At 52.8% G+C, this 20,434-nt stretch carries 18 protein-coding genes and 1 pseudogene; 11 read left to right on the top strand and 8 right to left on the bottom strand.

All coding sequences use genetic code 11. The features are described 5' to 3' along the window. Positions 1–9: 9 nt before the first annotated feature. Both AAER43_RS11485 and AAER43_RS11480 read left to right on the top strand, forming a co-directional pair. On the top strand, positions 10–933 hold the full coding sequence (locus AAER43_RS11485) for a LysR substrate-binding domain-containing protein (RefSeq protein WP_014883781.1): 924 nt from the start codon (positions 10–12) through the stop codon (positions 931–933). A 250-nt stretch (positions 934–1,183) separates the two neighbouring features. After that, entirely contained in the window at positions 1,184–3,565 is a 2,382-nt protein-coding gene (locus AAER43_RS11480; protein ID WP_110820268.1) for a glucose/quinate/shikimate family membrane-bound PQQ-dependent dehydrogenase, read from the top strand. Between the two features lie 89 nt (positions 3,566–3,654). On the opposite strand, the gene AAER43_RS11475 is transcribed toward AAER43_RS11480, so the two are convergent. The 4 genes from AAER43_RS11475 to AAER43_RS11460 form a co-directional block, all read right to left on the bottom strand. Further along, positions 3,655–5,346, bottom strand: coding sequence for a methyl-accepting chemotaxis protein (locus tag AAER43_RS11475; protein WP_050863033.1), 1,692 nt, complete (start codon positions 5,344–5,346; stop codon positions 3,655–3,657). 285 nt (positions 5,347–5,631) lie between these two features. Further along, positions 5,632–6,750, bottom strand: coding sequence for an S-(hydroxymethyl)glutathione dehydrogenase/class III alcohol dehydrogenase (locus AAER43_RS11470; protein WP_023338313.1), 1,119 nt, complete (start codon positions 6,748–6,750; stop codon positions 5,632–5,634). A 30-nt stretch (positions 6,751–6,780) separates the two neighbouring features. Then, positions 6,781–7,056 carry a metal/formaldehyde-sensitive transcriptional repressor gene (locus AAER43_RS11465; protein ID WP_003857256.1) on the bottom strand — a complete coding sequence of 92 codons (276 nt, stop codon included), beginning with the start codon at positions 7,054–7,056 and terminating at the stop codon, positions 6,781–6,783. A gap of 187 nt (positions 7,057–7,243) precedes the next feature. Continuing rightward, a complete protein-coding gene (locus AAER43_RS11460; RefSeq protein ID WP_045268124.1) occupies positions 7,244–7,786 on the bottom strand; it encodes a cytochrome b in 543 nt (180 codons plus the stop codon). 169 nt (positions 7,787–7,955) lie between these two features. Here AAER43_RS11460 and AAER43_RS11455 point away from each other — a divergent pair, with 169 nt between their 5' ends. The 6 genes and pseudogenes from AAER43_RS11455 to AAER43_RS11430 all read left to right on the top strand — a co-directional run. Then, positions 7,956–8,594: a thermostable hemolysin gene (locus tag AAER43_RS11455; protein ID WP_224955198.1), complete on the top strand. Its 639-nt coding sequence runs from the start codon at positions 7,956–7,958 to the stop codon at positions 8,592–8,594. Beyond that, entirely contained in the window at positions 8,584–10,026 is a 1,443-nt protein-coding gene (locus tag AAER43_RS11450) for an AMP-binding protein (RefSeq protein WP_050863032.1), read from the top strand. The genes AAER43_RS11455 and AAER43_RS11450 overlap by 11 nt, the downstream gene beginning before the upstream one ends. Further along, the gene (locus AAER43_RS11445) at positions 10,023–10,688 is read left to right on the top strand and encodes an iron-containing redox enzyme family protein (RefSeq protein WP_032636601.1); all 666 of its coding nucleotides are present in this window, start codon (positions 10,023–10,025) and stop codon (positions 10,686–10,688) included. The genes AAER43_RS11450 and AAER43_RS11445 overlap by 4 nt, the downstream gene beginning before the upstream one ends. Beyond that, positions 10,675–11,481: an SDR family oxidoreductase gene (locus AAER43_RS11440; protein WP_032636602.1), complete on the top strand. Its 807-nt coding sequence runs from the start codon at positions 10,675–10,677 to the stop codon at positions 11,479–11,481. Before AAER43_RS11445 ends, AAER43_RS11440 begins: the two co-directional genes overlap by 14 nt. Next, positions 11,478–12,098 carry a tetratricopeptide repeat protein gene (locus tag AAER43_RS11435; RefSeq protein ID WP_047625446.1) on the top strand — a complete coding sequence of 207 codons (621 nt, stop codon included), beginning with the start codon at positions 11,478–11,480 and terminating at the stop codon, positions 12,096–12,098. Before AAER43_RS11440 ends, AAER43_RS11435 begins: the two co-directional genes overlap by 4 nt. 196 nt (positions 12,099–12,294) lie before the next feature. Beyond that, a pseudogene (locus AAER43_RS11430) lies at positions 12,295–12,411 on the top strand (AraC family transcriptional regulator); the annotation flags it as partial. On the opposite strand, the gene AAER43_RS11425 reads toward AAER43_RS11430, so the two are convergent. Continuing rightward, complete coding sequence (locus tag AAER43_RS11425; RefSeq protein ID WP_050863031.1) at positions 12,408–13,364, bottom strand: LysR family transcriptional regulator; 957 nt, start codon at positions 13,362–13,364, stop codon at positions 12,408–12,410. The pseudogene AAER43_RS11430 and the gene AAER43_RS11425 overlap by 4 nt on opposite strands. Positions 13,365–13,453: 89 nt before the next feature. Here AAER43_RS11425 and AAER43_RS11420 point away from each other — a divergent pair, with 89 nt between their 5' ends. Together AAER43_RS11420 and AAER43_RS11415 are read left to right on the top strand one after the other, a co-directional pair. Further along, entirely contained in the window at positions 13,454–13,930 is a 477-nt protein-coding gene (locus AAER43_RS11420; RefSeq protein ID WP_050863030.1) for a GNAT family N-acetyltransferase, read from the top strand. Between the two features lie 135 nt (positions 13,931–14,065). Further along, positions 14,066–14,338: a CsbD family protein gene (locus AAER43_RS11415; RefSeq protein ID WP_050863029.1), complete on the top strand. Its 273-nt coding sequence runs from the start codon at positions 14,066–14,068 to the stop codon at positions 14,336–14,338. Between the two features lie 24 nt (positions 14,339–14,362). On the opposite strand, the gene AAER43_RS11410 is transcribed toward AAER43_RS11415, so the two are convergent. Then, a complete protein-coding gene (locus tag AAER43_RS11410) occupies positions 14,363–15,826 on the bottom strand; it encodes an EAL domain-containing protein (protein ID WP_045268119.1) in 1,464 nt (487 codons plus the stop codon). Between the two features lie 287 nt (positions 15,827–16,113). Here AAER43_RS11410 and AAER43_RS11405 point away from each other — a divergent pair, with 287 nt between their 5' ends. Continuing rightward, complete coding sequence (locus AAER43_RS11405) at positions 16,114–16,998, top strand: hypothetical protein (RefSeq protein WP_032629235.1); 885 nt, start codon at positions 16,114–16,116, stop codon at positions 16,996–16,998. A gap of 35 nt (positions 16,999–17,033) precedes the next feature. On the opposite strand, the gene AAER43_RS11400 is transcribed toward AAER43_RS11405, so the two are convergent. Both AAER43_RS11400 and AAER43_RS11395 read right to left on the bottom strand, forming a co-directional pair. Beyond that, positions 17,034–18,209 carry an HlyD family type I secretion periplasmic adaptor subunit gene (locus tag AAER43_RS11400; RefSeq protein ID WP_014883770.1) on the bottom strand — a complete coding sequence of 392 codons (1,176 nt, stop codon included), beginning with the start codon at positions 18,207–18,209 and terminating at the stop codon, positions 17,034–17,036. Then, complete coding sequence (locus AAER43_RS11395) at positions 18,206–20,386, bottom strand: type I secretion system permease/ATPase (RefSeq protein WP_057057768.1); 2,181 nt, start codon at positions 20,384–20,386, stop codon at positions 18,206–18,208. The genes AAER43_RS11400 and AAER43_RS11395 overlap by 4 nt, the downstream gene beginning before the upstream one ends. Positions 20,387–20,434: the final 48 nt, after the last annotated feature.

Raw genomic sequence — 20,434 nt, 5'->3', positions numbered from 1 at the left:
ACATCGCCTATGGAAAAAAATGGTCTGTTCAGTCAGCGCATACGCTTGCGCCATTTGCATACATTTGTGGCCGTCGCTCAACAGGGAACGCTGGGGCGAGCGGCTGAAACCCTTAATCTGAGCCAGCCTGCGCTCTCAAAAACCCTTAACGAGCTGGAACAGCTCACCGGCGCCCGTCTTTTCGATCGCGGTCGGTTGGGCGCACAGCTTACCCTCGTGGGCGAACAGTTCCTGACGCACGCCGTTAAGGTGCTGGATGCGCTCAACACCGCAGGCCAGTCCCTGCACAGAAAAGAAGAGCACACCAGTGACGTGGTACGTGTGGGTGCCTTGCCTACCGCGGCGCTGGGCATTTTGCCGCCCGTGATTGGTCAATTCCACAAGCAGCAACGGCATACCACGATTCAGGTTGCCACCATGAATAACACCATGCTGCTCGCGGGGCTCAAATCGGGGGAACTGGATCTGGGTATCGGTCGTATGTCCGACCCTGAACTGATGGGCGGTCTCAATTACGAACTGCTGTTTCTGGAATCCCTGAAGCTGGTGGTGCGTCCCGACCATCCTTTACTGCAGGATACCGTGACGTTAAGCCGCGTCATGGAATGGCCCGTGGTGGTCTGCCCAAAAGGCACCGTCCCGCGCCAGGCCGCCGAAAACTTGCTGCAAATGCAGGGATGTACGCTACCCTCAGGGTGTATCGAAACGCTGTCGGCCTCGCTGTCACGCCAGCTCACCCTCGATTATGACTACGTCTGGTTCGTTCCCTCCGGTGCGGTAAAAGATGATTTGCGTCAGGGAACCCTGACCGCTCTGCCGGTGACCGCCCCGGGTGCCGGTGAACCTATCGGCATTTTAACCCGCGTAGACACGCCGCTCTCAACGGGTGCGCAGACGCTGCTGAGCGCCATCCGTAAATCCATGCCGGTTTGAATTCTTCCCTTCACCCTAACCCTCTCCCCAACGGGGCGAGGGATCTGTCCTGTGCGCTAATCAAATAATGCGGAATGATTCATTAACAATTGCGTAAAACAATTTAACAGTTTTATCATAGCCACGAATTCACCAAATGGTTCGTAAATCTTTTGATAAAGGTGAATTCACCCGTGTTAATCATTATTCCCGCCGATTTTATTACCCAACTGGTACACCCGGCATAGCGGCGGGATCTAAGGAGACAGAAATGGCATTTGGCAGCGCGCCACGTGGGATACCGCGTATCCTGCAGTGGCTTCTTGCCGGACTGATGTTGCTCATCGGTCTGGCCGTCGGCGGGCTGGGGTTTAAGCTCGCCACCGTGGGCGGAAGTTGTTACTTCCTGATAATGGGCGTGGTAATGGTGATTGCCGCGATCCTGATTTTCCTCAATCGCACCAGCGGGATTGTCCTTTACAGCATCGCGTTTATTGCCTCGCTGGTCTGGGCGGTAAGCGATGCGGGCTGGGATTTCTGGCCGCTCTTCTCCCGCCTGTTTACCTTCGCCGTACTGGCTTTCCTTTGTGCCATCGTCTGGCCTTACCTGCGTGGAGCAAACCACAATTCCCCCAACAAGGCGCCTGCTTTTGGTGTTGCGGCGGTCCTGGCCGTGGCGATGTTGGTTAGCCTTGGCTGGATGTTTAAGCCCCAGACTCTCGTGGCGGCGAATGAACCCGTTCCGGTTAAACCCGTCGCACCCGGTGAGCAGCAAAAGAACTGGGCGCACTGGGGCAACACCACACACGGTGACCGCTTCGCCGCACTGGATCAAATTAACAAGCAAAACGTCAGCGAACTGAAAGTCGCCTGGGTTGCCCATACCGGCGATATTCCACAGAGCAACGGCTCTGGCGCGGAAGACCAGAACACGCCTTTACAGATTGGCGATACGCTGTACGTTTGTACCCCGTACAGTAAAGTGCTGGCGCTGGACGTGGACTCCGGGAAAGAAAAATGGCGCTACGATTCTAAAGCCACCGCGCCTAACTGGCAGCGCTGCCGCGGTCTGGGCTATTTTGAAGACCACCAGAACGTGACAACGTCACAGGAAACCGCGCAGCCTGCCGCATGCCCTCGCCGTCTGTTCCTGCCGACCACCGATGCCCGCCTGATTGCCATCAATGCGGATAACGGCAAGGTCTGCGAAGATTTTGGCGACCACGGCACCGTGGATCTGAGCATCGGTATGGGTGAGATCAAGCCGGGATATTATCAGCAGACCTCCACGCCGCTGGTCGCCGGGAACGTGGTCGTCGTCGGCGGTCGCGTCGCGGATAACTTCTCCACCGGCGAACCGCCGGGCGTGGTACGTGCGTATGACGTTCACACCGGTAAGCTGGCCTGGGCGTGGGATCCGGGTAATCCGAACCTGAGCGGCCTGCCGCCGGAAGGACAGACCTACACCCGCGGTACGCCAAATGTCTGGTCGGCCATGTCTTACGACGCCAAACTGAACCTGATTTATCTGCCAACCGGCAACGCCACCCCGGATTTCTGGGCGGGTGAGCGTACCGCGCTGGACGATAAATACAGCTCTTCTATCGTCGCCGTTGATGCCACCACCGGCCAGGTGCGCTGGCATTTCCAGACCACCCACCACGATCTGTGGGACTTCGACCTGCCTTCCCAGCCGCTGCTGTACGACCTGCCTGACGGCAAAGGCGGCACCACGCCTGTACTGGTGCAGACCAGCAAGCAGGGCATGATCTTTATGCTCAACCGCGAAACCGGTAAGCCGGTCGCGAAGGTAGAAGAGCGTCCTGTACCGGCTGGTAACGTTGAAGGTGAACGCTACTCACCCTCCCAGCCGTATTCCGTCGGCATGCCGATGATTGGCAACCAGACGCTGACTGAATCCGACATGTGGGGCGCGACGCCTGTCGACCTGCTGCTGTGCCGTATTCAGTTTAAAGAGATGCGTCATCAGGGCGTCTTCACCCCGCCGGGTCTTGACCGTTCCCTGCAGTTCCCTGGCTCGCTGGGCGGAATGAACTGGGGCAGCGTCTCGGTTGACCCGAACAACAGCCTGATGTTCGTCAACGATATGCGCCTCGGACTGGCAAACTACATGGTGCCGCGCGCTAACGTGGCGAAAGACGCCAGCGGCATTGAGATGGGCATCGTCCCGATGGACGGCACGCCGTTCGGCGCAATGCGTGAACGTTTCCTGTCACCGCTCGGCATTCCGTGCCAGAAACCGCCGTTCGGCACCATGTCCGCGGTCGATCTGAAATCCGGCAAACTGGTGTGGCAGGTGCCTGTCGGTACGGTGGAAGACACCGGCCCTCTGGGCATTCGCATGCACATGCCTATCCCAATCGGGATGCCAACGCTGGGCGCGTCGCTCTCAACCCAGTCCGGCCTGCTGTTCTTCGCCGGTACTCAGGATTTCTACCTGCGTGCGTTTGATACCGCCACCGGGAAAGAGATCTGGAAAGACCGACTGCCGGTTGGCAGCCAGTCCGGGCCGATGACTTACGTCTCACCGAAAACCGGTAAACAGTACATCATCATTAACGCCGGGGGCGCTCGCCAGTCACCGGATCGCGGTGATTACGTTATCGCATACGCGTTACCTGATAAGAAATAAGCTGTGAAAAAGGGACCGAAGGGTCCCTTTTTTTGTAGGTCGATTTTGTAGGTCGGGTAAGCGAAGCGCCACCCGACACTGCTGGCGACTCAGAACGTCTCCCAGTTATCTCCGGAAACCGTCGCCGCCGGGCGCAACGGCGCGTTCTTCGCCACTGGCACAGACGTCACCGCGCGGCCAGGCTTCGCGCCGCTTAAACGAAACGCCCCCACAGCCTCGGTCAGACGTGCGCCCTGTTCTTCCAGGGATGCCGCGGCTGCGGATGCTTCTTCCACCAGCGAGGCGTTCTGCTGAGTCACTTTATCCATCTCCGAAATCGCCTGGCTGACCTGCACAATTCCGCGGCTCTGCTCATCCGATGCGGCGGCAATTTCCAGCATGATGTCGGTCACGCGCTTAACCGCGTCGACGATTTCATTCATGGTGTTACCCGCAGCCACCACCTCACCCGACCCCTGATCGATAAGGGAAACCGACTCATTGATCAGGCTTTCGATCTCTTTTGCCGCGTTGGCGCTACGGCTTGCCAGCGTACGCACTTCACTGGCTACCACCGCAAATCCACGCCCCTGTTCACCCGCGCGCGCCGCTTCTACCGCCGCGTTCAGTGCCAGAATATTGGTCTGGAAAGCAATGCTGTTAATCACGGCGGTAATCTCAGAGATCTTCTTCGAACTGCTGGAGATGTTGCCCATCGTTTTGACCACGCCGGAGACCATCTGGCCGCCACGGCTGGCTTTTCCGGAGGCATCTTCCGCCAGCTTGCTGGCATGATGCGCGTTATCAGCGTTCTGTTTCACCGTGGCGGTTAACTGTTCCATGCTCGCGGCGGTCTGCTCAATGGCCGCGGCCTGCTGCTCGGTGCGCGAAGAGAGGTCAGTATTACCGGCAGAAATCTCGCTGGTTCCGCGATAGATCTCCTCCGCGCCCTGACGCACGGTGCCAACCGTTGTTTCGAGGGAGTGCTGCATGGTTTGCAGATCGCACGTCAGACGGCCAATTTCGCTGCGTCCGGCCACATCGTCCGGCATCGTCAGGTCACCTTTTGCAATATTCTCGATACGTTTCGCAGCACGCTGTAGCGGATGAATGACCGTGCGGCGCAGCACAACGAAGGTCATCGCGGTCAATACCAGCGCCAGCACAAACGCGCCCACCATAAACATCAGCCCCAGCTGCGTGCGGCTGTGCGCCTGCGCCGTTAGCGCATTGGCACGGTCGGTGCGGATCTTAATCGCCTTCAGTAGCACGGCATTGTAAGCGTCATCCAGCGGGCGCGCGGTTTCATTTTCGTGGTTGATGATCGCTTCGAACATGCCGTTTTTGGCAAATTTGACCATCGGCTGCATGCCCGCGATATAGGCGTCGTAGCGCGCTTTCAGGTCAGCATCCAGCGCTTCGTCTTCAGCGGTACGCACGGAGCGATTCATATACGCGTTAAAGCTATCCTGGGACTGCTTGATACGCGTTTCCGCCTCGCTGATGTTCTGCTTCATCGCATCCATCTCTGCGATACGGCTTGCCGCGCCGGCGTGGATCAGATTGATACGCGCGGTGCGCAGATGGTTTGAGCTGTTCGACAGCCCCATACGCACCTGAATCTCTGATGTGACATCCTGCAGATCGTTATCGGCCTGCAGCAGGAAATATCCCGCCAGACCCGAGCTCAAGGCAAACAGCAAAATAATGCCACCGAGAATGGAGGAAAACAGCGGAACCAGCCTGATGTGATGCAAGAAGCCCAGCTTACGCTGCGCCTGCATCGAAGTAGTGTTGTCCATGACCGTCGACTCTCTTGTAGGGAAGATGCGTAAATACATGCGTGTTATACCCTAAATAATTCGAGTTGCATGAAGGCGGCAAGGGAGTGAATCCCCGGGAGCTTACATAAGTAAGTGACTGGGGTGAACGAGTGCAGCCAACGCACAGGCAACTTGAAGTATGACGGGTATAGATAGTCATCGGCACGGCAGGGATTAAGATTACGGCTAAAAACGCCGCACTGGTCACACTTTAGAGAAGATTATTAAAGAAATGCCAGCGGCTAAAAACCGCTGGCAGAAGAGTTACTTGTCACCGAAATGAATAACGGTACGGATAGATTTTCCGTCGTGCATCAGATCAAACGCTTCGTTGATCTGCTCTAGCGGCAAACGGTGAGTAATGAACGGATCGAGCTGAATCTTACCGACCATAGCATCTTCAACCATCCCCGGAAGCTGGGTACGGCCCTTCACGCCGCCAAACGCGGAGCCGCGCCACACGCGTCCGGTGACCAGCTGGAATGGACGGGTTTTAATCTCCTGACCCGCGCCGGCCACACCAATAATGATGCTCTCGCCCCAGCCTTTGTGGCAGCATTCCAGCGCGGAACGCATGACGTTAACGTTGCCGATACACTCAAAGCTGAAGTCCACGCCGCCGTCGGTCATCTCAACAATGACATCCTGAATCGGTTTTTCGTGATCTTTCGGGTTAACGAAATCTGTCGCGCCCATTTCACCCGCCAGTTTGAATTTCTCCGGGTTAGTGTCGACCGCAATAATACGCCCGGCCTTCGCCTGCACCGCGCCCTGAATCACCGCCAGACCAATGCCGCCGAGACCGAACACCGCCACGGTATCGCCCTCTTTGACTTTTGCCGTGTTATGGACCGCGCCAATGCCGGTCGTCACGCCGCAGCCCAGCAGGCAGACTTTATCCAGCGGCGCCTGCGGGTTCACCTTCGCCAGAGAGATCTCCGCGCAAACGGTATACTCGCTGAAGGTGCTGGTGCCCATGTAGTGGTAAATCGGCTCGCCGTTATAAGAGAAACGGGTCGTCCCGTCCGGCATCAGCCCTTTTCCCTGCGTGGCGCGGACGGCCTGGCAGAGGTTGGTCTTGCCGGATTTACAGAACTTACACTCGCCGCATTCCGCCGTGTACAGCGGGATAACGTGATCGCCAGGCTTCAGGCTGGTCACGCCCTCGCCCACCTCCACCACGACCCCGCCGCCTTCGTGTCCCAGTACCGCCGGGAAAACACCTTCCGGATCGTCGCCGGACAGCGTGAACGCATCGGTATGGCAAACGCCGGTATGGGTAATTTTGATCAGCACTTCGCCTTTTTTCGGTGGTGCGACGTCGATTTCAACGATTTTCAGCGGCTGGCCGGGGCCAAATGCAACAGCAGCGCGAGATTTCATAGGTCTTCCCTTTTTGTCAGGTGTGTGGGTTTATTTTAGATAAGAGCGCAGCAAATGGCCGACTTCTGCCATGCGCACGGCTCGCTGATCCGGCGTTGTCTCTCCCGTCACCAGCTCATCTTTGAGATGAATTTCTACCATTTCGCCCATCAGGCCATTGGCAGCACCGCGCACGGCGGCAATTTGCTGCAGGATAGCCAGACAGGGATCGCCCGACTCCAGCGCGCGTTCAAGGGCATCGACCTGGCCCCGAATGCGACGGACGCGAGTAAGAATACGTTTTTTATCTTCGGGTGAATGCGGCATACGCCCTCCTGATACTATAGGGGGGTATGGTATCAATGAAATCAACTTTCTGTAAACATGAAGTTTTATAGGGTTATTGCATGGGTTTATGCGATATGGGTAAAAGACAATATTATGACAAATGACGAATCAGGATGAGTGCTCCTCGGTATGCGAAATAACTACCACAACAAGGCGTTCTTAAAACTTATTTATGTCGATGTATTATCGGCAACATTCTCACCAGCGTGTTATCACGAACGAAGTAATGATGAAATAATGCGGCCAGAGCATGGAAACCGACAAGAAAATACCCGGCATTTGCAATAAACTCATGCACTTCTTTGAGGGTATGCTGTGCATCTGTATTAAGATAGGTGGCTATAGGCATTTTTATTCCAAAAAAGGACCATTCAATCTGCCCAAAGTAAAGCGATGCAATCCCCAGCAACGGTAACAGGAGAAACATTAAATACAACAATCCGTGTATTATTTTTGACGCCACAATTTGCCAGCGTGGTGGTGGTGGTATAATTTCAGGGTCGCGATGTGTCATTTTCAGGACAACCCGGATAATCATTAGCAACATAACGCTAAAGCCCGCAGTATAGTGCACTATCGCCATAGTTACACGGATCGGGCTACCCTTAACCGCCAGCCCTTTTAACTCCATAGCTGCATAGGCGATAATAATGGCTACAAATACAAGCCAGTGCAATGCGATCTGACTGCTGGCGTAATTTCTGTTCATTGCTCAATCCTTTTTTTTCGAGTATACGCCAGTATGTGTTGTTTATTCTTAAGAATACCTTAATTTCATTCACGACTTACAACATAAGAAAAAAATCTTTCTTAAGGTTGTCATAATATTAATCGCTCATATTGAAGATACTCATATGAGAGGTCTCATGATGCGAATAATGCCCCCCTACACTCTTAAATGGCTTCACGGTGAACACGAACAGAATGATATTTCAGCGTTAATCCGTGAAAACTATCAGCAGGTTTATCAGGCTTCGATTTCCCGTTGCATGCCATGGCTTATTGGCCTTTACGATGCAAATGGTGAACTTAAGGCTGCCAGTGGCGTACATATCGCCTCTCAGGGATCTCTTTATCTGGAAAAATATCTCGATAGCCCCATTGAGGTAACGCTTTCGTCACGGCTGTCGCAATCTGTTTCTCGCGCCGCAATTGTCGAAATTGGAAATTTTGCAGCGAGGGATGGTGCAAGTGCACGAATCATGTTTGCAGCGCTCTGCCAGGTCCTTACTGAGTATCAATTTTCATGGATCGTGTTTACCGGTACGAAAAAAATTCGCAATACCTTTCATCGACTTAATTTGAATCCCATCCTCATCATGCCGGCCAATCCCGCTCGCCTTGGGAATGATGCACATGAATGGGGAAAATACTATCAATATGACCCACAAATTATGGCCGGTGAACTGGCTGGCGGTCATTCTGCGCTAACTCAGGGCAGTCTATTGATGAAGTTAATAAACACTTTACCCGAGGCTCCATGGACTAATATGTCGGGAGAACATCATGTTTCTTAACGCACTGAAACAGCAAGCTCTTCAATACCCTGCTCAAACTGCTCTTAGGGGTGAAACAACGTTATGGAGCTGGAAGCAATATTTAGAGGCAGTCGTAAACGCCGCATCGTTGCTCCACGCCCTGGGGATTAGAAGGCTGGCGCTTGAGCTTGATAATAGTCCGGAGTGGGCCATTATCGATCTTGCCTGTATATCTGTCGGGATCGTCATTGTACCCATTCCTCCCTTTTTCTCGGAAACGCAAAAAGAATGGGTGCGTGCTTCAGCGTCGATTGATGCGCAAATTGGTGGTGAGAGTATGTCTGGATGGCACAGACATGATTTCCCATTCGGTAAGCTGCAGGTTAGACAGTTAACTGCCCCAACGTCGTTGCCTGTGGGGACATCCAAGATTACCTTTACCTCGGGAACCACCGGTGAACCTAAAGGCGTGTGCCTGAGTCAGAAGGGAATGTTATGGACCGCGCAAACACTCGCTACCGCTCTGCGTCCGATCGCACCGGAGAAACATCTTGTCAGCCTGCCGCTCAGCATTCTGCTCGAGAATTTGTGCGGAATCTATATCCCATTATTAATGGGTGCAGAAACAGTGATATTACCCACGGCCCAGACAGGCTTTGAGGGTTCAAGTCAATTTAACCCCAAACGTTTTTTACAGGCCTTAGTGACATGGCAACCTGAAAGCCTGGTTCTTGTACCTGAAATATTACGGGTGTTAGTCCATCTGCATCAGGTGGCACCTGAAAGTACACGTTCTCTGCGGTTTGTTGCCGTGGGTGGCGGGAAAATTCCGACGCCGTTAATGGAACTGGCAGCAAATGCAGGCTTACCCGTTTTTGAAGGCTATGGGTTATCAGAGTGCGGTTCTGTTGTCGCTCTTAATTTGCCTGGTTCTTCCAAAAAGAGCAGCGTTGGCAAACCTCTGCCAGGTATAAACGTTACCGTTGATCCCTTACAGCAACTACACGTAACGAGTCCAGCCAATGCCCTGGGGTATCTCGGGGAGGAATCACAAAATACAACGGTTCCTACTGGCGACCTTGCAAGCGTTGATGATGATGGATTTATTCATATTATTGGCCGTTTAAAAAACGTTCAGATAAACGCATACGGTCGCAATTTTTCTCCAGAATGGCCTGAAGCAGAAGCGATGGCATGCCCTGCTGTGCGCCGTGTAGTCATTTTTGGTGACGGTTTAACACGTAACGTTGCGCTTGTTGATGCTTTTGAAGGACAAAAGGAGCTGGCGCGTCAACAGTTAATGCGTATCTCCGCGCATCTTCCAGACTACGCGCAATTTCACCGATTGCTGTTTACGTCCGAAATATCTTCTCCCGAAATGATTACCGCAAATGGTCGCCCTAAACGAAGCGCCATCTGGCAGTCCCTGAAACATATTATTCTCACCTGCAGCCAGGAGGAAGACGCATGAGCTTTTATCAGGAATTACAGAATCAGACCGCTGTAGAACGTCAACGTTTACTTAATTCACCTGTTATTGCGCGTTGCCAGACAGGCGATATCTCGGCGGAGATGTATATCGCGTTTTTGACACAGGCTTATTATCACGTCAGTCATACCGTTCCGCTACTAATGTGTGCTGGCAGCTGCCTTCCTGCCTCTCACGAAGCAGTACGTGGCGCAATCGCTGAATATATTGATGAGGAATATGGGCATCAGGAGTGGATCCTCAATGATATTCGCGCATGTGGGGGGGATCCTGAGGCGGTAAGGAATGGTATGCCGGGCCTGCCCATCGAAATGATGATCGCTTACCTCTACTACCGAATTGAGCGGGTAAATCCGATGAGCATATTTGGCATGGTGCTCGTGCTGGAAGGCACTAGTGTGTCAATTGCAACAGCTGTTGCGGCTCAGCTGGAAAATACTCTGGCGCTGCCTGAGCAGGCAACCACCTACCTGCGTTCTCACGGAGAACTCGATCAGGGCCATTTGCAATTCTTTGCGTCCCTCATGGATTCAATCACTGACAAGTGCGATCAGGAGGCCATCATCCACACGGCTCGTCGTATTTATCATCTCTACGGACAGATGCTTGACCAACTGGGAGATAACGCCCATGAATCTGCTTAATAAAACCGTTCTGCTAACCGGTGCCAGCGGAGGAATCGGTCAGGCGCTGGCGCGAGAACTGGCGCATAAAGGCGCGAGACTCTATCTCGTAGGGCGTAATGAAAAGGCAATGTCGCTTTTAAAGAATGCCATTCCTCACCCGGAGCGACACAATATCGCCCTGATGCGCAGCTATTCCGACGAAGAGATATTAGGGCTGGCGAACAGTCTGTCTCAGAATGGTGGGTTGGACATTCTCATCAATAACGCAGGAAGCAGTCGCTTTGCATTGCTTGAACAGCAATCATTCGACGATATTCGTGAACAGATCCGAACCAATATCGAGATTCCTGCCCTTCTGACCCGGGCCTTGCTGGATAAAATGAACAGACCTGGCATCGTGCTTAATATTGGTTCAATTTTTGGGGAAATAGGGCATCCGGCGTGGAGTGTATACAGCGCAACCAAGGCTGCGACACATCGTTTTTCCGAAGCACTTGGTCGGGAATTGCAGGGAAGCGGTATTACCGTTTTGTATGCCGCTCCACGCGCAACAAAAACCACGCTCAACAGCGAACAGGTTTACGCCCTTAACCAAAAACTCGGTAATAACAACGATTCGCCGATTTATGTCGCATCCCAGCTTGCACGGCTTCTTGAAACGGAGCAGAAACGGTATCGCTTTGGAATTATGGAGCGTCTGTTCGTCAAAATTAATGCCTGGTTTCCTCACGTCGTCGACGGAGCATTAGCAAAAAAATTACCTGTTATTCAGGAATTCGCCAGAAAATCGTTAAAAGGAGAACACAAATGAGAAAACTGTATGCTCTATTTCTTGTTGCAGCAGTTCCGACTGTAGCACTGGCGGACACCCCCCTCGAGGAATTACAACACGATTGGTCTGTGTGCCAGTATCAAACTCTGGAAGCCAAAAAAGAGAACTGCTTTAGTTCACTTAGTCAGAAAGCGCATCAGGCAAGTCAGATGAAAAACAACACAAGCGCACCACTGTTAATTTGGTCTGCAATCATTGATAGCAGCTGGGCTGGCGCAAAAGGTGGTCTGGGAGCATTGAGCCTTGTTAAACAAGCCCGCACTAACCTGGAGAAAGCGATTGAAATTGAACCTAACGCGCTTCAGGGATCAGCCTGGACAAGCCTGGGGGCTCTTTATTATCAGGTTCCCGGCTGGCCGATCGGTTTTGGTGATAAAGACAAAGCTGATGAAATGTTGAAAAAAGCGCTGGCCATCAACCCTGACGGTATAGACCCTAACTATTTCTACGGCGATTACCTTCTAAAAGAGAAAAGAACGGATGAAGCCAGGCGTTTTCTAACCAAAGCACTGAAAGCACCGGCTCGCCCAGGGCGCGAAATCGCTGACAACGGGCGCCGTCGTGATATTGAAAGGGATTTGCAAAGCATTCCATAAAACACTTTCGCAGAAAATTACTGGATGCCGTTCGATAATTGACGTCAGAACGGCATACCAGCGACTAACATTCTTTCCGAAACAGGGTCATATCAATATCAAGAACGCCTCTCTCATTCCTAATCAAATCCTGCGAAACCCTGTTACAAATAAAAATCGCAAGATCGGTCAGGATCCTGCCCGACCGCGCAGGCAAGGACGATACGCTGTCGGGCGTCACACAGGCTCGCTGGATACGATCTCCAACATCAATTTTGTCCACGAGGTGCCGGAACATGCGCTGCAAACGGATATCTATCTGCCGTTAAATTAAGACGGATGACTTCCCCCGCCATCAGCTGAACGTCTTACCGCCTGCGCCAGTTTATGCAGCTCCTCCTTAAGCCAGCGGGTCGCCCCCCGCTGGCCGCTGCGTTTATGCGAGTAAATTTTCACTTCAAACGCGCGGATTGAAAATGGTAAAGCAAATATCCTGAGATCCGCAGCCGCGACAAGCTTCTCAGCCGCAAACCGCGGGATCGCCATCAGCAGATCGCTTTGTGCAACGATAAACGGGGCGCTGAGCATCGACGGCGTTTTGATCGCTATATGCCGGGTATAGCCCAACTGCTCAAGCCGCAGATCCAGGACGCCTTGTTTCTCATTCCAGGGCGTGACCACCAGATGTCGGGCCGCGAGATAATCCTCCAGCGTCAGCCGTGTGCGGCTGGCGTTACTGATGACCACATACTCATCTTCGAACCAGCCTATCTCCTCCAGTTCCGGATGACGAATATCCTCCGAGGTACTGAACCCGAGCGCCAGATCCACTTCCCCGGCTAATAGCTCCGTCAGCGCCGGGCTGTGGGGCAAATAACGCAATTCAAAACGCAAACCAGGGGCAGCATGCTGCAAGGTGTGCATCAGGGTCGGAAAAACGCAAAGCGCGGTAAAATCCGTAATCGCAATGTGTAAGCTCTCGGTACTGCTGGGGGCGTCAAACTCCGGCTGCGGGGTCAGCTCATGATTCAGGAATGACAGTGCGGAAGCGATGGAAGGTGCGAGCTGAGAAGCATACACGCTGGGGGACATACGATGCCCTTCCCGGAAAAAGAGCGGATCGTTCAGCGTCGCGCGCAGACGCGAAAGCGCATGGCTCAGTGCCGATGTGCTCATCGCCAGCTCATCGGCTGCCAGACGAACAGAACGATGGCGGTAAATCGCGTCGAAAACGGGCAACAGGTTTAAATCAAGACATCGTAAAGCCGGATGCATAATATTCATCATTTGTTGATTTCATTGCACTTAATTCTTCGGACAATACTCCGTATGCTTAACGCCATCAATCGCGAAACAGACAAAAAGCAGGAATAACAATGAGCATTATCCTTCGTCAGGCCCGTCCCGAAGATGCCGCGGCCATTTACGCCATGATCTACGAGCTGGCAGTCTATGAAAAAGCGCCGGAAGAAGTGGTTACCACGCCAGAGGAGATCCGTGAAACGCTCTTTGGCGCGGGAAGTCACACCGAAGCGTTGATCGCTGAGTATGAAGGCAACATCATCGGCTATGCCGTGTTCTTTACCAGCTATTCAACCTGGCTCGGACGCAACGGTATCTATATGGAAGACCTGTACGTTTCCCGGGAGTATCGCGGTAAAGGCGCGGGAAGAGCGTTACTGAAACATATCGCGCAACTCGCGGTAAAGCGGCAGTGTGGTCGCCTGGAATGGAGCGTTCTGGACTGGAACCAGCCCGCCATTGATTTTTACCTGAGCATTGGCGCGCTGCCGCAGTCTGAATGGGTGCGCTATCGCCTTGATGGCGACGCGCTGCTGAGTTTTGCCGAATAACAGCGTCTCTCTGTGCGAGTCCTTTCGCACAGAGATATATCCGAAAACAGCCCTGCCAGGTGCCGAAATTAACCTTTCGTCTCTCATATCTGCAAAGAGCGGCTATCCTTTAATTATCAACACAAGGAGGCAAAGATGTCTGATTTCGGTACTGATAAAAACACCCAGTTTGCTGAAGATAAAGCAAAAAATAACCTCGATGAAATTGCAGGTTCTGCACAGCAGCAGTTTGGTGAATTCGTCGATTCACCAAAGCACCAGGTAAAAGGCGCGGCTAAAAAATATGCCGCGCAGGCCAGCGATGCGGTTTCTGATGTAACAGAAGCGGTCAGAAATAACCCGCTAACCGGCCTTATCGCCGCCGGTGCCGTCGGTATTGTTCTCGGCCTGCTACTGGGTCGTAAATAATCAAGGCCCTTCGGGGCTTTATTTTTAGCTAAACTGTCTTACCATGCGATCTAATTCCTCCTCCTTCACAGCCCGTGAGAGATAATATCCCTGAAAGTTTTTCACGCCCAGTTCGACTAATTTTTCAAATTTCTCTTCACTGTCCACCCCTTCAGCAATGCAGTCCGTTCCGGTCATGTCGCTGTATATCTGAATCGCTTTAATCAGATTATAATCGTTGTCGTTCGCCACAAAATGCTCAACGATGTCGCGGTCCAGTTTCAACCCGTCAAAATGCACTTGCCTGACAGGAAACATGGTGTGATGGTTAGAGAAGCAGTCATCCAGAAACAGTCTGCACCCGGTATTACGCAGATGCCGCATGGTTTCAGGGATCTTCTTGTCTTTGGTCACATCGATATCTTCTGCAAATTCAAAGACAAGCTTTTCCGCCCACTGGGGTTTGAGCAACATGCCGATGGCTTTCCGGGCCATCTCCGGCAACGCTTTTCCGGAAGCGAGACGAGGCGGAATATTGACTGAAAAATAGAATTTCCCATTATATTTATTAATCCCGGACACGGCAGCGTGGATCACCAGGGCCGTTATTTTTAACCATATCTCGTGATTTGAAATGTCATTAAGAAAACAGGCAGGCTTGACTATTTTGCCGTTTTTATTCCAGCGGATCAGTATCTCAAAGCCCACCCCTTTTTTGTCGCGATCGGTAATGATCTGGTAGGCCGGGAAGATTTCCCTTTTCACCAGAGCATTAAAAATATCTGCTTCTTTATCCGTGAATTCTGCTTTAAGACGATGGTTTTTGTGACTTCTTTCCGCTTTGAAGTTATGCGGATCGTTTAACCATCGTTTAATATAATGTAACTTCTGCACACCTTCCTTACGATGGGTATAAACCGTTTTATTAGAAAGTCCTAGCTTTTCGCACAGATCTTTTACGGACATACCGCGGTAGAAATTCAATAAAACGTCAATTTCTCTTCTTGTTAGCCATTTCAGGTTTTCCTGCGGAGAATACCCCAGACAGTGATCGCGTAATAATCGCGAGTGGTCTTTAAACCCCTTATTATGGGTGTGGAAGCAGTTGATGACATCAGAAACGCTGGCGATCCGAATCAGTGATAATTGATGGCTGTTATGTAAAAGGCTACCCAGAGTGCGATATAACCAGCTGTCAGGTATATCACTATAAAGGGTCACGCATCGGATAACAGGCAATGCATTCAGTACGGATGCCAGCCGCGTCAGACTTTCCAGCAGAGTGACAATCCCTTTACCCGGAAACACAACAATATGAGCATGTTGATTATTAAGGATATTTTCCCTATCCCGTTGGCAGACATCATCTCCCTCAAAGTGGATATGCGAAGCGTCTATGCCGTACTTTTTCAGGAGCAAAGCATACCCCTGGAAGGTAAAACCGCAGGTTGAGATGACAAACCGCCGATCGTCGCGAGCAACATTTCTGTGAGAAATTTTGTGGGTCATAACCTGCTCCTGGGCACAAAATCGCCATTCTTATTATGAATACGGAATATGTAATACAGCTGGTGTATAGAATAATTTTACAGTACGCCATCAGGTTAAGATACTGTTATCAACGTTCCGCACCGGAACATCTTTGCGTTAATCACTCTCTCTTCTGTCGACAAATGTAAATATATCTTTCTTTTCAAATAACGACGGCAAAACACTGTTTCTCAGGTATAATGAAAATTCCGAAAAAGAAGACTGGATACTTCATCTATCGGTTCATCAAACACGAGAAAAATGCTATGGATAATCACATCTCATCCAGGGCCTTGCTACATCGACGGGATGTTATAAAGAGCAACCCACGATTTGGTGAGGCAATATTAGAGCACTACACAATTAATGACACCATCTATAAAAAACAACCTTTGTTCTACAAGACAATGCTTCAGGAAGCGCGGTTCAACATTATTCTCGCCATGTGTTGTTTTATATTTGGCAATCAGGCCGAGTCAGTATCTGAGATTAAAGAGCTATGCTCCCGCTATAAAATAGCCAGCCCTAATAGTGTGATTGCGATCATTACTCTTCTCAGAACCACGGGGCGCATCAGGACCTGGCGCTGTACGGATGACCGTCGTAAAACACGAATAGCCCCGACCGAAAAAGGATTGAGTGAACTTAAACGCTATATGTCCGGTGCATTTTTGCCCGTCAGCATTCTTTATCCGACGTTTAATATTGATGTAAACCTGCTGGATAATGACACATTGAGAAATAATTTTTTCCGCCGCGCAGCGGAATATCTCTTCCGGGGATTAACCTTCAGGAAAGTGTTACCCGAGGTAGGATTATTTATTGATAAAGATGGCGGACGCATGATTATGCTTTATCTTTATCTGCAGGCCATAAAAAACAAATCTGCTCATGGTGCAGTTATTGATTATTCAGCCAGCACGCTCGCGAAAGAATTCTTTGTTTCGCGGATCCACGTCAACCGGATTATCAAAACAGCGCAAGAGGCAGGATATCTGAAAGATCGCGGTGACGGTCGCCTGTCGGTGTATCCGGCTTTTCTCGAACTGGTCGAAAACTATGCCGGACTCTATTTCGCGTATGTCACCCATTACATTAACGTGGTACCGAAAGAACGACGCCACCCCAACAACGTCACATTAACGGTATAATAAAAAGGGCGTTCGGTTCCCCGAACGCCCTGCCCTTATCTCTCCCGCAGCGCTTCTTTCGCTTTGTTGAGCGGCTTCAACAGATAATCAAGAATGGTTTTACTGCCGGTTTTGATATCCACCGTCGCAATCATCCCCGGAAAGACCGGAAATTCCTTACCTTGCTTATTGGTCAGATGGTTACTGTCGGTGCGGATATAAACGCGGTAGTAGTAAACATCCCTTTTCACCTCATCCTGCAAAGTATCCGGTGAAATCATGGTCACTTCCCCTTCCAGCCCACCGTAAATGGAGTAGTCATAGGCCGTCACTTTTACCAGCGCTTTCTGGCCGGGATGGATAAATGCCACGTCGCGCGGGGAGATTTTTGCCTCAACCACCATCTGATCGTCCAGCGGCACCAGGCTCATCAGCTTGCCATTCGGCGGAATAACGCCTCCCACGGTCGTCACGTCAATATCCTTCACGATGCCACGCACCGGCGCATTGAAGGTCAGCCGGGTCAGGGAATCCTCACGTCCTTTCATCACCGAACGCTGAGCTTCAATTTCCGCGTTGGCTTTTGCCAGTTCTTCACGGGCGCGAACGTAATACTGGTTTTTCATCTCGGTGATTTTATTCTCAAGCTCATTTTTTTGACGCTCAAGACGTAACACCTCCACCTTGCTGGCCGCCCCCTGGGTCACCAGCGGACGGGTTAACGACAGTTCACGCTGCACCAGTTCAGCCCCCTGACGCAGGCCGGCCAGCCCTTTTTCCAGGCTTTCGCGACGGGACTGATAGAGCGCCGTCTCTTGTTTGACCAGTTCAACGTCGTCATCCAGTTCTTCGGGAAAAATCAGCGCCGTGTCGTTGACCTCGGCCTTCAGGCGCGCCGCCGTTGCCAGCGCGGCATTCAGACGGGACTCACTCTCCAGCACGCTGGACTCGGTTTTTGTCCGGTCTAACTGCGCAAGCTGCTGACCGCGTTCGACAATGTCGCCTTCGCGCACCATCAGGCTGTGAATAATGCCCCCTTCCAGGGACTGAATCACCTGCTCATGCGAAGACGGAATCACCTTGCCGCTGCCGGTGGTGACTTCATCAAGCTCGAACAGGCTCGCCCAGGCGAGAAATACCGCCAGCAGGGCGAACAGCGCCCATGCCACCAGCGACGACCTCGGCAGGCGTGGCTCTTTCAGACGGCTATTAAAACGGGTTAAATCATTCATGCCACACCCTCCTCAGCAACCGCCGCCGCTTTCATGGTCACGGTGCGCTGCGCGGCTTTTGGCGTCGCCATACCGTGCTGATGCAGGATCGCGTCGCGCGGGCCGTCCATCACCACCTTGCCGTTTTCCAGCACAATGATGCGGTCAACCAGGTCCAGAATTGGCAGGCGGTGGGTGGCCACCACCAGCGTCCGGCGCTTGCCCAGCCACTGGTGAAGATGCTGAATAAACTGCTTCTCGCTCACTTCATCCAGCCAGGCGGTAGGCTCATCCAGCAGCAGAATCGTCGGAGAAGTGATCAGCGCGCGCGCCAGCAGCAGCGCCTGACGCTGCCCGCCGGACAGCCCCGTGCCGCCTTCATTGATAAGGGTGTTCAGCCCCATTTTCTGCTTGCGCACAAACTCAAGCGCGCCGCTGTTCACCAGCGCCTGATGAATTTCTTCGTCAGTCGCCAGTGGGTTACCCATCAGGATATTGTCCCGCACGGAGCCAAAGAACAGCCGCGCCTGCTGGCTGAGCAACTGCATGTCGCGACGCAGATCGGCCGGGTCCAGATGGTTAAGCGCGATATCGTCCAGCAGGATGCTGCCCTGCTGCGGCTCCTGCATGCCCGCCAGAAGTTGCAGCAGCGTGCTTTTGCCGGAGCCATTTCGGCCAAGCACCGCCACGCGCTCCCCGGCACGGATCTGTAGCTTGCTGATGTTAAGCACGCTGAGTTTCTCTTCTTCATCGTAGTAAAACCCGACGTCCTCCAGCACGTAGTCGCCGCGCAGATGGGCTTTATGCACCTTCTTCCCGTGCTGCGGATCGTCAATCGGTCGCTGCATCAGGTCGTCCAGCCCCTTACGGGCCACTTTTGCCGACTGCCAGCGGGAGAGCACGCCTGAGATCTGCGACAGCGGCGCGATGGTGCGCGACGCCAGAATCGAGGTTCCTACCAGCGCACCGGTGGTCATATCCCCGCTGATCACCAGATAACAGCCCACCAGCAGGACTACCGCATAGACGATAGACTGCACTTCCTGGGTCCAGGTCAGCAGCAGGCCCGTCAGCCAGCGCTGCTTCATGCCGACGCTGGCGGCGACATCGTTGGTGTTATTCCACTGGTTCTGGAAACGCTGTTCGGCGCGCATCAGCTTGATGTCCTCAATGCCCTGCACCGCCTCCACCAGCGTGGCGTTACGGATCGCGGATTCGCGCATCCCCTCGCTGGAGAGTTTGCCCAGCGGACGCTGCACCAGCAGGCCCGGAATCAGCAACAGCGGCACGGCGAGAAGCACCACCAGCACCAGCGGGCCGCCAATCATCCACAGAATAAAGACGAACAGCAGGAAGAACGGCAGATCGGAGATCGCCGCAATGGTGGTGGAGGTGATGAGTTCACGCACCGACTCCAGCTCGCGGATCTGCGCAATAAACGAACCGGTTGATTTGGAGCGTGCGCCATTTTTAATCCGCAGCGCGTGGGCAAACACACGCTCTGAAATGCGCAGGTCGGCGCGTTTCCCCACCACGTCAGATATATGCACGCGCAGCATGCGCATGACGAATTCGAAGACAATGGCAATCATGACGCCGCCAAACAGCACCCACAGCGTGGCTTCTGATTGCGACGGTACGACCCTGTCGTACACCTGCATGGAAAAGACCATGCCAGAGAGAGCCAGTACGTTAGCCACCAGCGCCACCAGCATAATGTCGCTGTAGCGTCGCCAGTCTTTCAGCGCCAGCTGCCAGAACCAGTTTTTCTCATACGGTTTAATGTAATCGTCCACGCGGGCATCCGGTGTGGACTCCAGCGGGCGCAGCACCAGCAGGGTTTTTAACCGTGTCCCGAGCGCTTCCAGCGTCAGCGTCGTCTCCAGGCCACCGTCTCCGCTAAACTGCAGGCTGACGTTGCCTTCGTTGTCCATGCGGGTAATCACTGCGATTTGTCCGCCGGTGAATTCCGCCAGCAGCGGTAAACGCCACGGATCGAGAGAGACCGCTTCCGCCGCCACTACACGCATCCCCAGCCCTAGCTGGCGCGCCATCTCCTCCAGCACCAGCTGGCGCGGAGACTGACTTTCATGGTTAATCGCGACCCGAACATGTTCCGCGGAAAAGTCCAGCCGATAGTGCTTCGCGATGATCAGCATGCCCTGCAGCCAGGGTTCGTACTGTGGATGTGTCTTCATAATCTCCGGGTTAACGCTATTCGTGTATAGAAATGCCAAAAGGCCGCG

The sequence above is a fragment of the Enterobacter sp. FUJ80071 genome (assembly GCF_038739915.1).
GTDB classification, from domain to species: domain Bacteria; phylum Pseudomonadota; class Gammaproteobacteria; order Enterobacterales; family Enterobacteriaceae; genus Enterobacter; species Enterobacter kobei.
Note: the sequence above shows the minus strand (reverse complement) of the source record. Positions and strands in the feature narration are given on the sequence as shown.

Bases quoted from the DNA above. Each gene is read 5' to 3' on its own strand.
- AAER43_RS11470 (WP_023338313.1), bottom strand. From the start codon at position 6,750: ATGAAATCTCGCGCTGCTGTTGCATTTGGCCCCGGCCAGCCGCTGAAA.
- AAER43_RS11425 (WP_050863031.1), bottom strand. From the start codon at position 13,364: ATGATGAATATTATGCATCCGGCTTTACGATGTCTTGATTTAAACCTG.
- AAER43_RS11465 (WP_003857256.1), bottom strand. From the start codon at position 7,056: ATGCCGCATTCACCCGAAGATAAAAAACGTATTCTTACTCGCGTCCGT.
- AAER43_RS11435 (WP_047625446.1), top strand. From the start codon at position 11,478: ATGAGAAAACTGTATGCTCTATTTCTTGTTGCAGCAGTTCCGACTGTA.
- AAER43_RS11480 (WP_110820268.1), top strand. From the start codon at position 1,184: ATGGCATTTGGCAGCGCGCCACGTGGGATACCGCGTATCCTGCAGTGG.
- AAER43_RS11420 (WP_050863030.1), top strand. From the start codon at position 13,454: ATGAGCATTATCCTTCGTCAGGCCCGTCCCGAAGATGCCGCGGCCATT.
- AAER43_RS11475 (WP_050863033.1), bottom strand. From the start codon at position 5,346: ATGGACAACACTACTTCGATGCAGGCGCAGCGTAAGCTGGGCTTCTTG.
- AAER43_RS11445 (WP_032636601.1), top strand. From the start codon at position 10,023: ATGAGCTTTTATCAGGAATTACAGAATCAGACCGCTGTAGAACGTCAA.
- AAER43_RS11485 (WP_014883781.1), top strand. From the start codon at position 10: ATGGAAAAAAATGGTCTGTTCAGTCAGCGCATACGCTTGCGCCATTTG.
- AAER43_RS11405 (WP_032629235.1), top strand. From the start codon at position 16,114: ATGGATAATCACATCTCATCCAGGGCCTTGCTACATCGACGGGATGTT.
- AAER43_RS11460 (WP_045268124.1), bottom strand. From the start codon at position 7,786: ATGAACAGAAATTACGCCAGCAGTCAGATCGCATTGCACTGGCTTGTA.
- AAER43_RS11455 (WP_224955198.1), top strand. From the start codon at position 7,956: ATGCCCCCCTACACTCTTAAATGGCTTCACGGTGAACACGAACAGAAT.
- AAER43_RS11450 (WP_050863032.1), top strand. From the start codon at position 8,584: ATGTTTCTTAACGCACTGAAACAGCAAGCTCTTCAATACCCTGCTCAA.
- AAER43_RS11410 (WP_045268119.1), bottom strand. From the start codon at position 15,826: ATGACCCACAAAATTTCTCACAGAAATGTTGCTCGCGACGATCGGCGG.
- AAER43_RS11440 (WP_032636602.1), top strand. From the start codon at position 10,675: ATGAATCTGCTTAATAAAACCGTTCTGCTAACCGGTGCCAGCGGAGGA.
- AAER43_RS11395 (WP_057057768.1), bottom strand. From the start codon at position 20,386: ATGAAGACACATCCACAGTACGAACCCTGGCTGCAGGGCATGCTGATC.
- AAER43_RS11415 (WP_050863029.1), top strand. From the start codon at position 14,066: ATGTCTGATTTCGGTACTGATAAAAACACCCAGTTTGCTGAAGATAAA.
- AAER43_RS11400 (WP_014883770.1), bottom strand. From the start codon at position 18,209: ATGAATGATTTAACCCGTTTTAATAGCCGTCTGAAAGAGCCACGCCTG.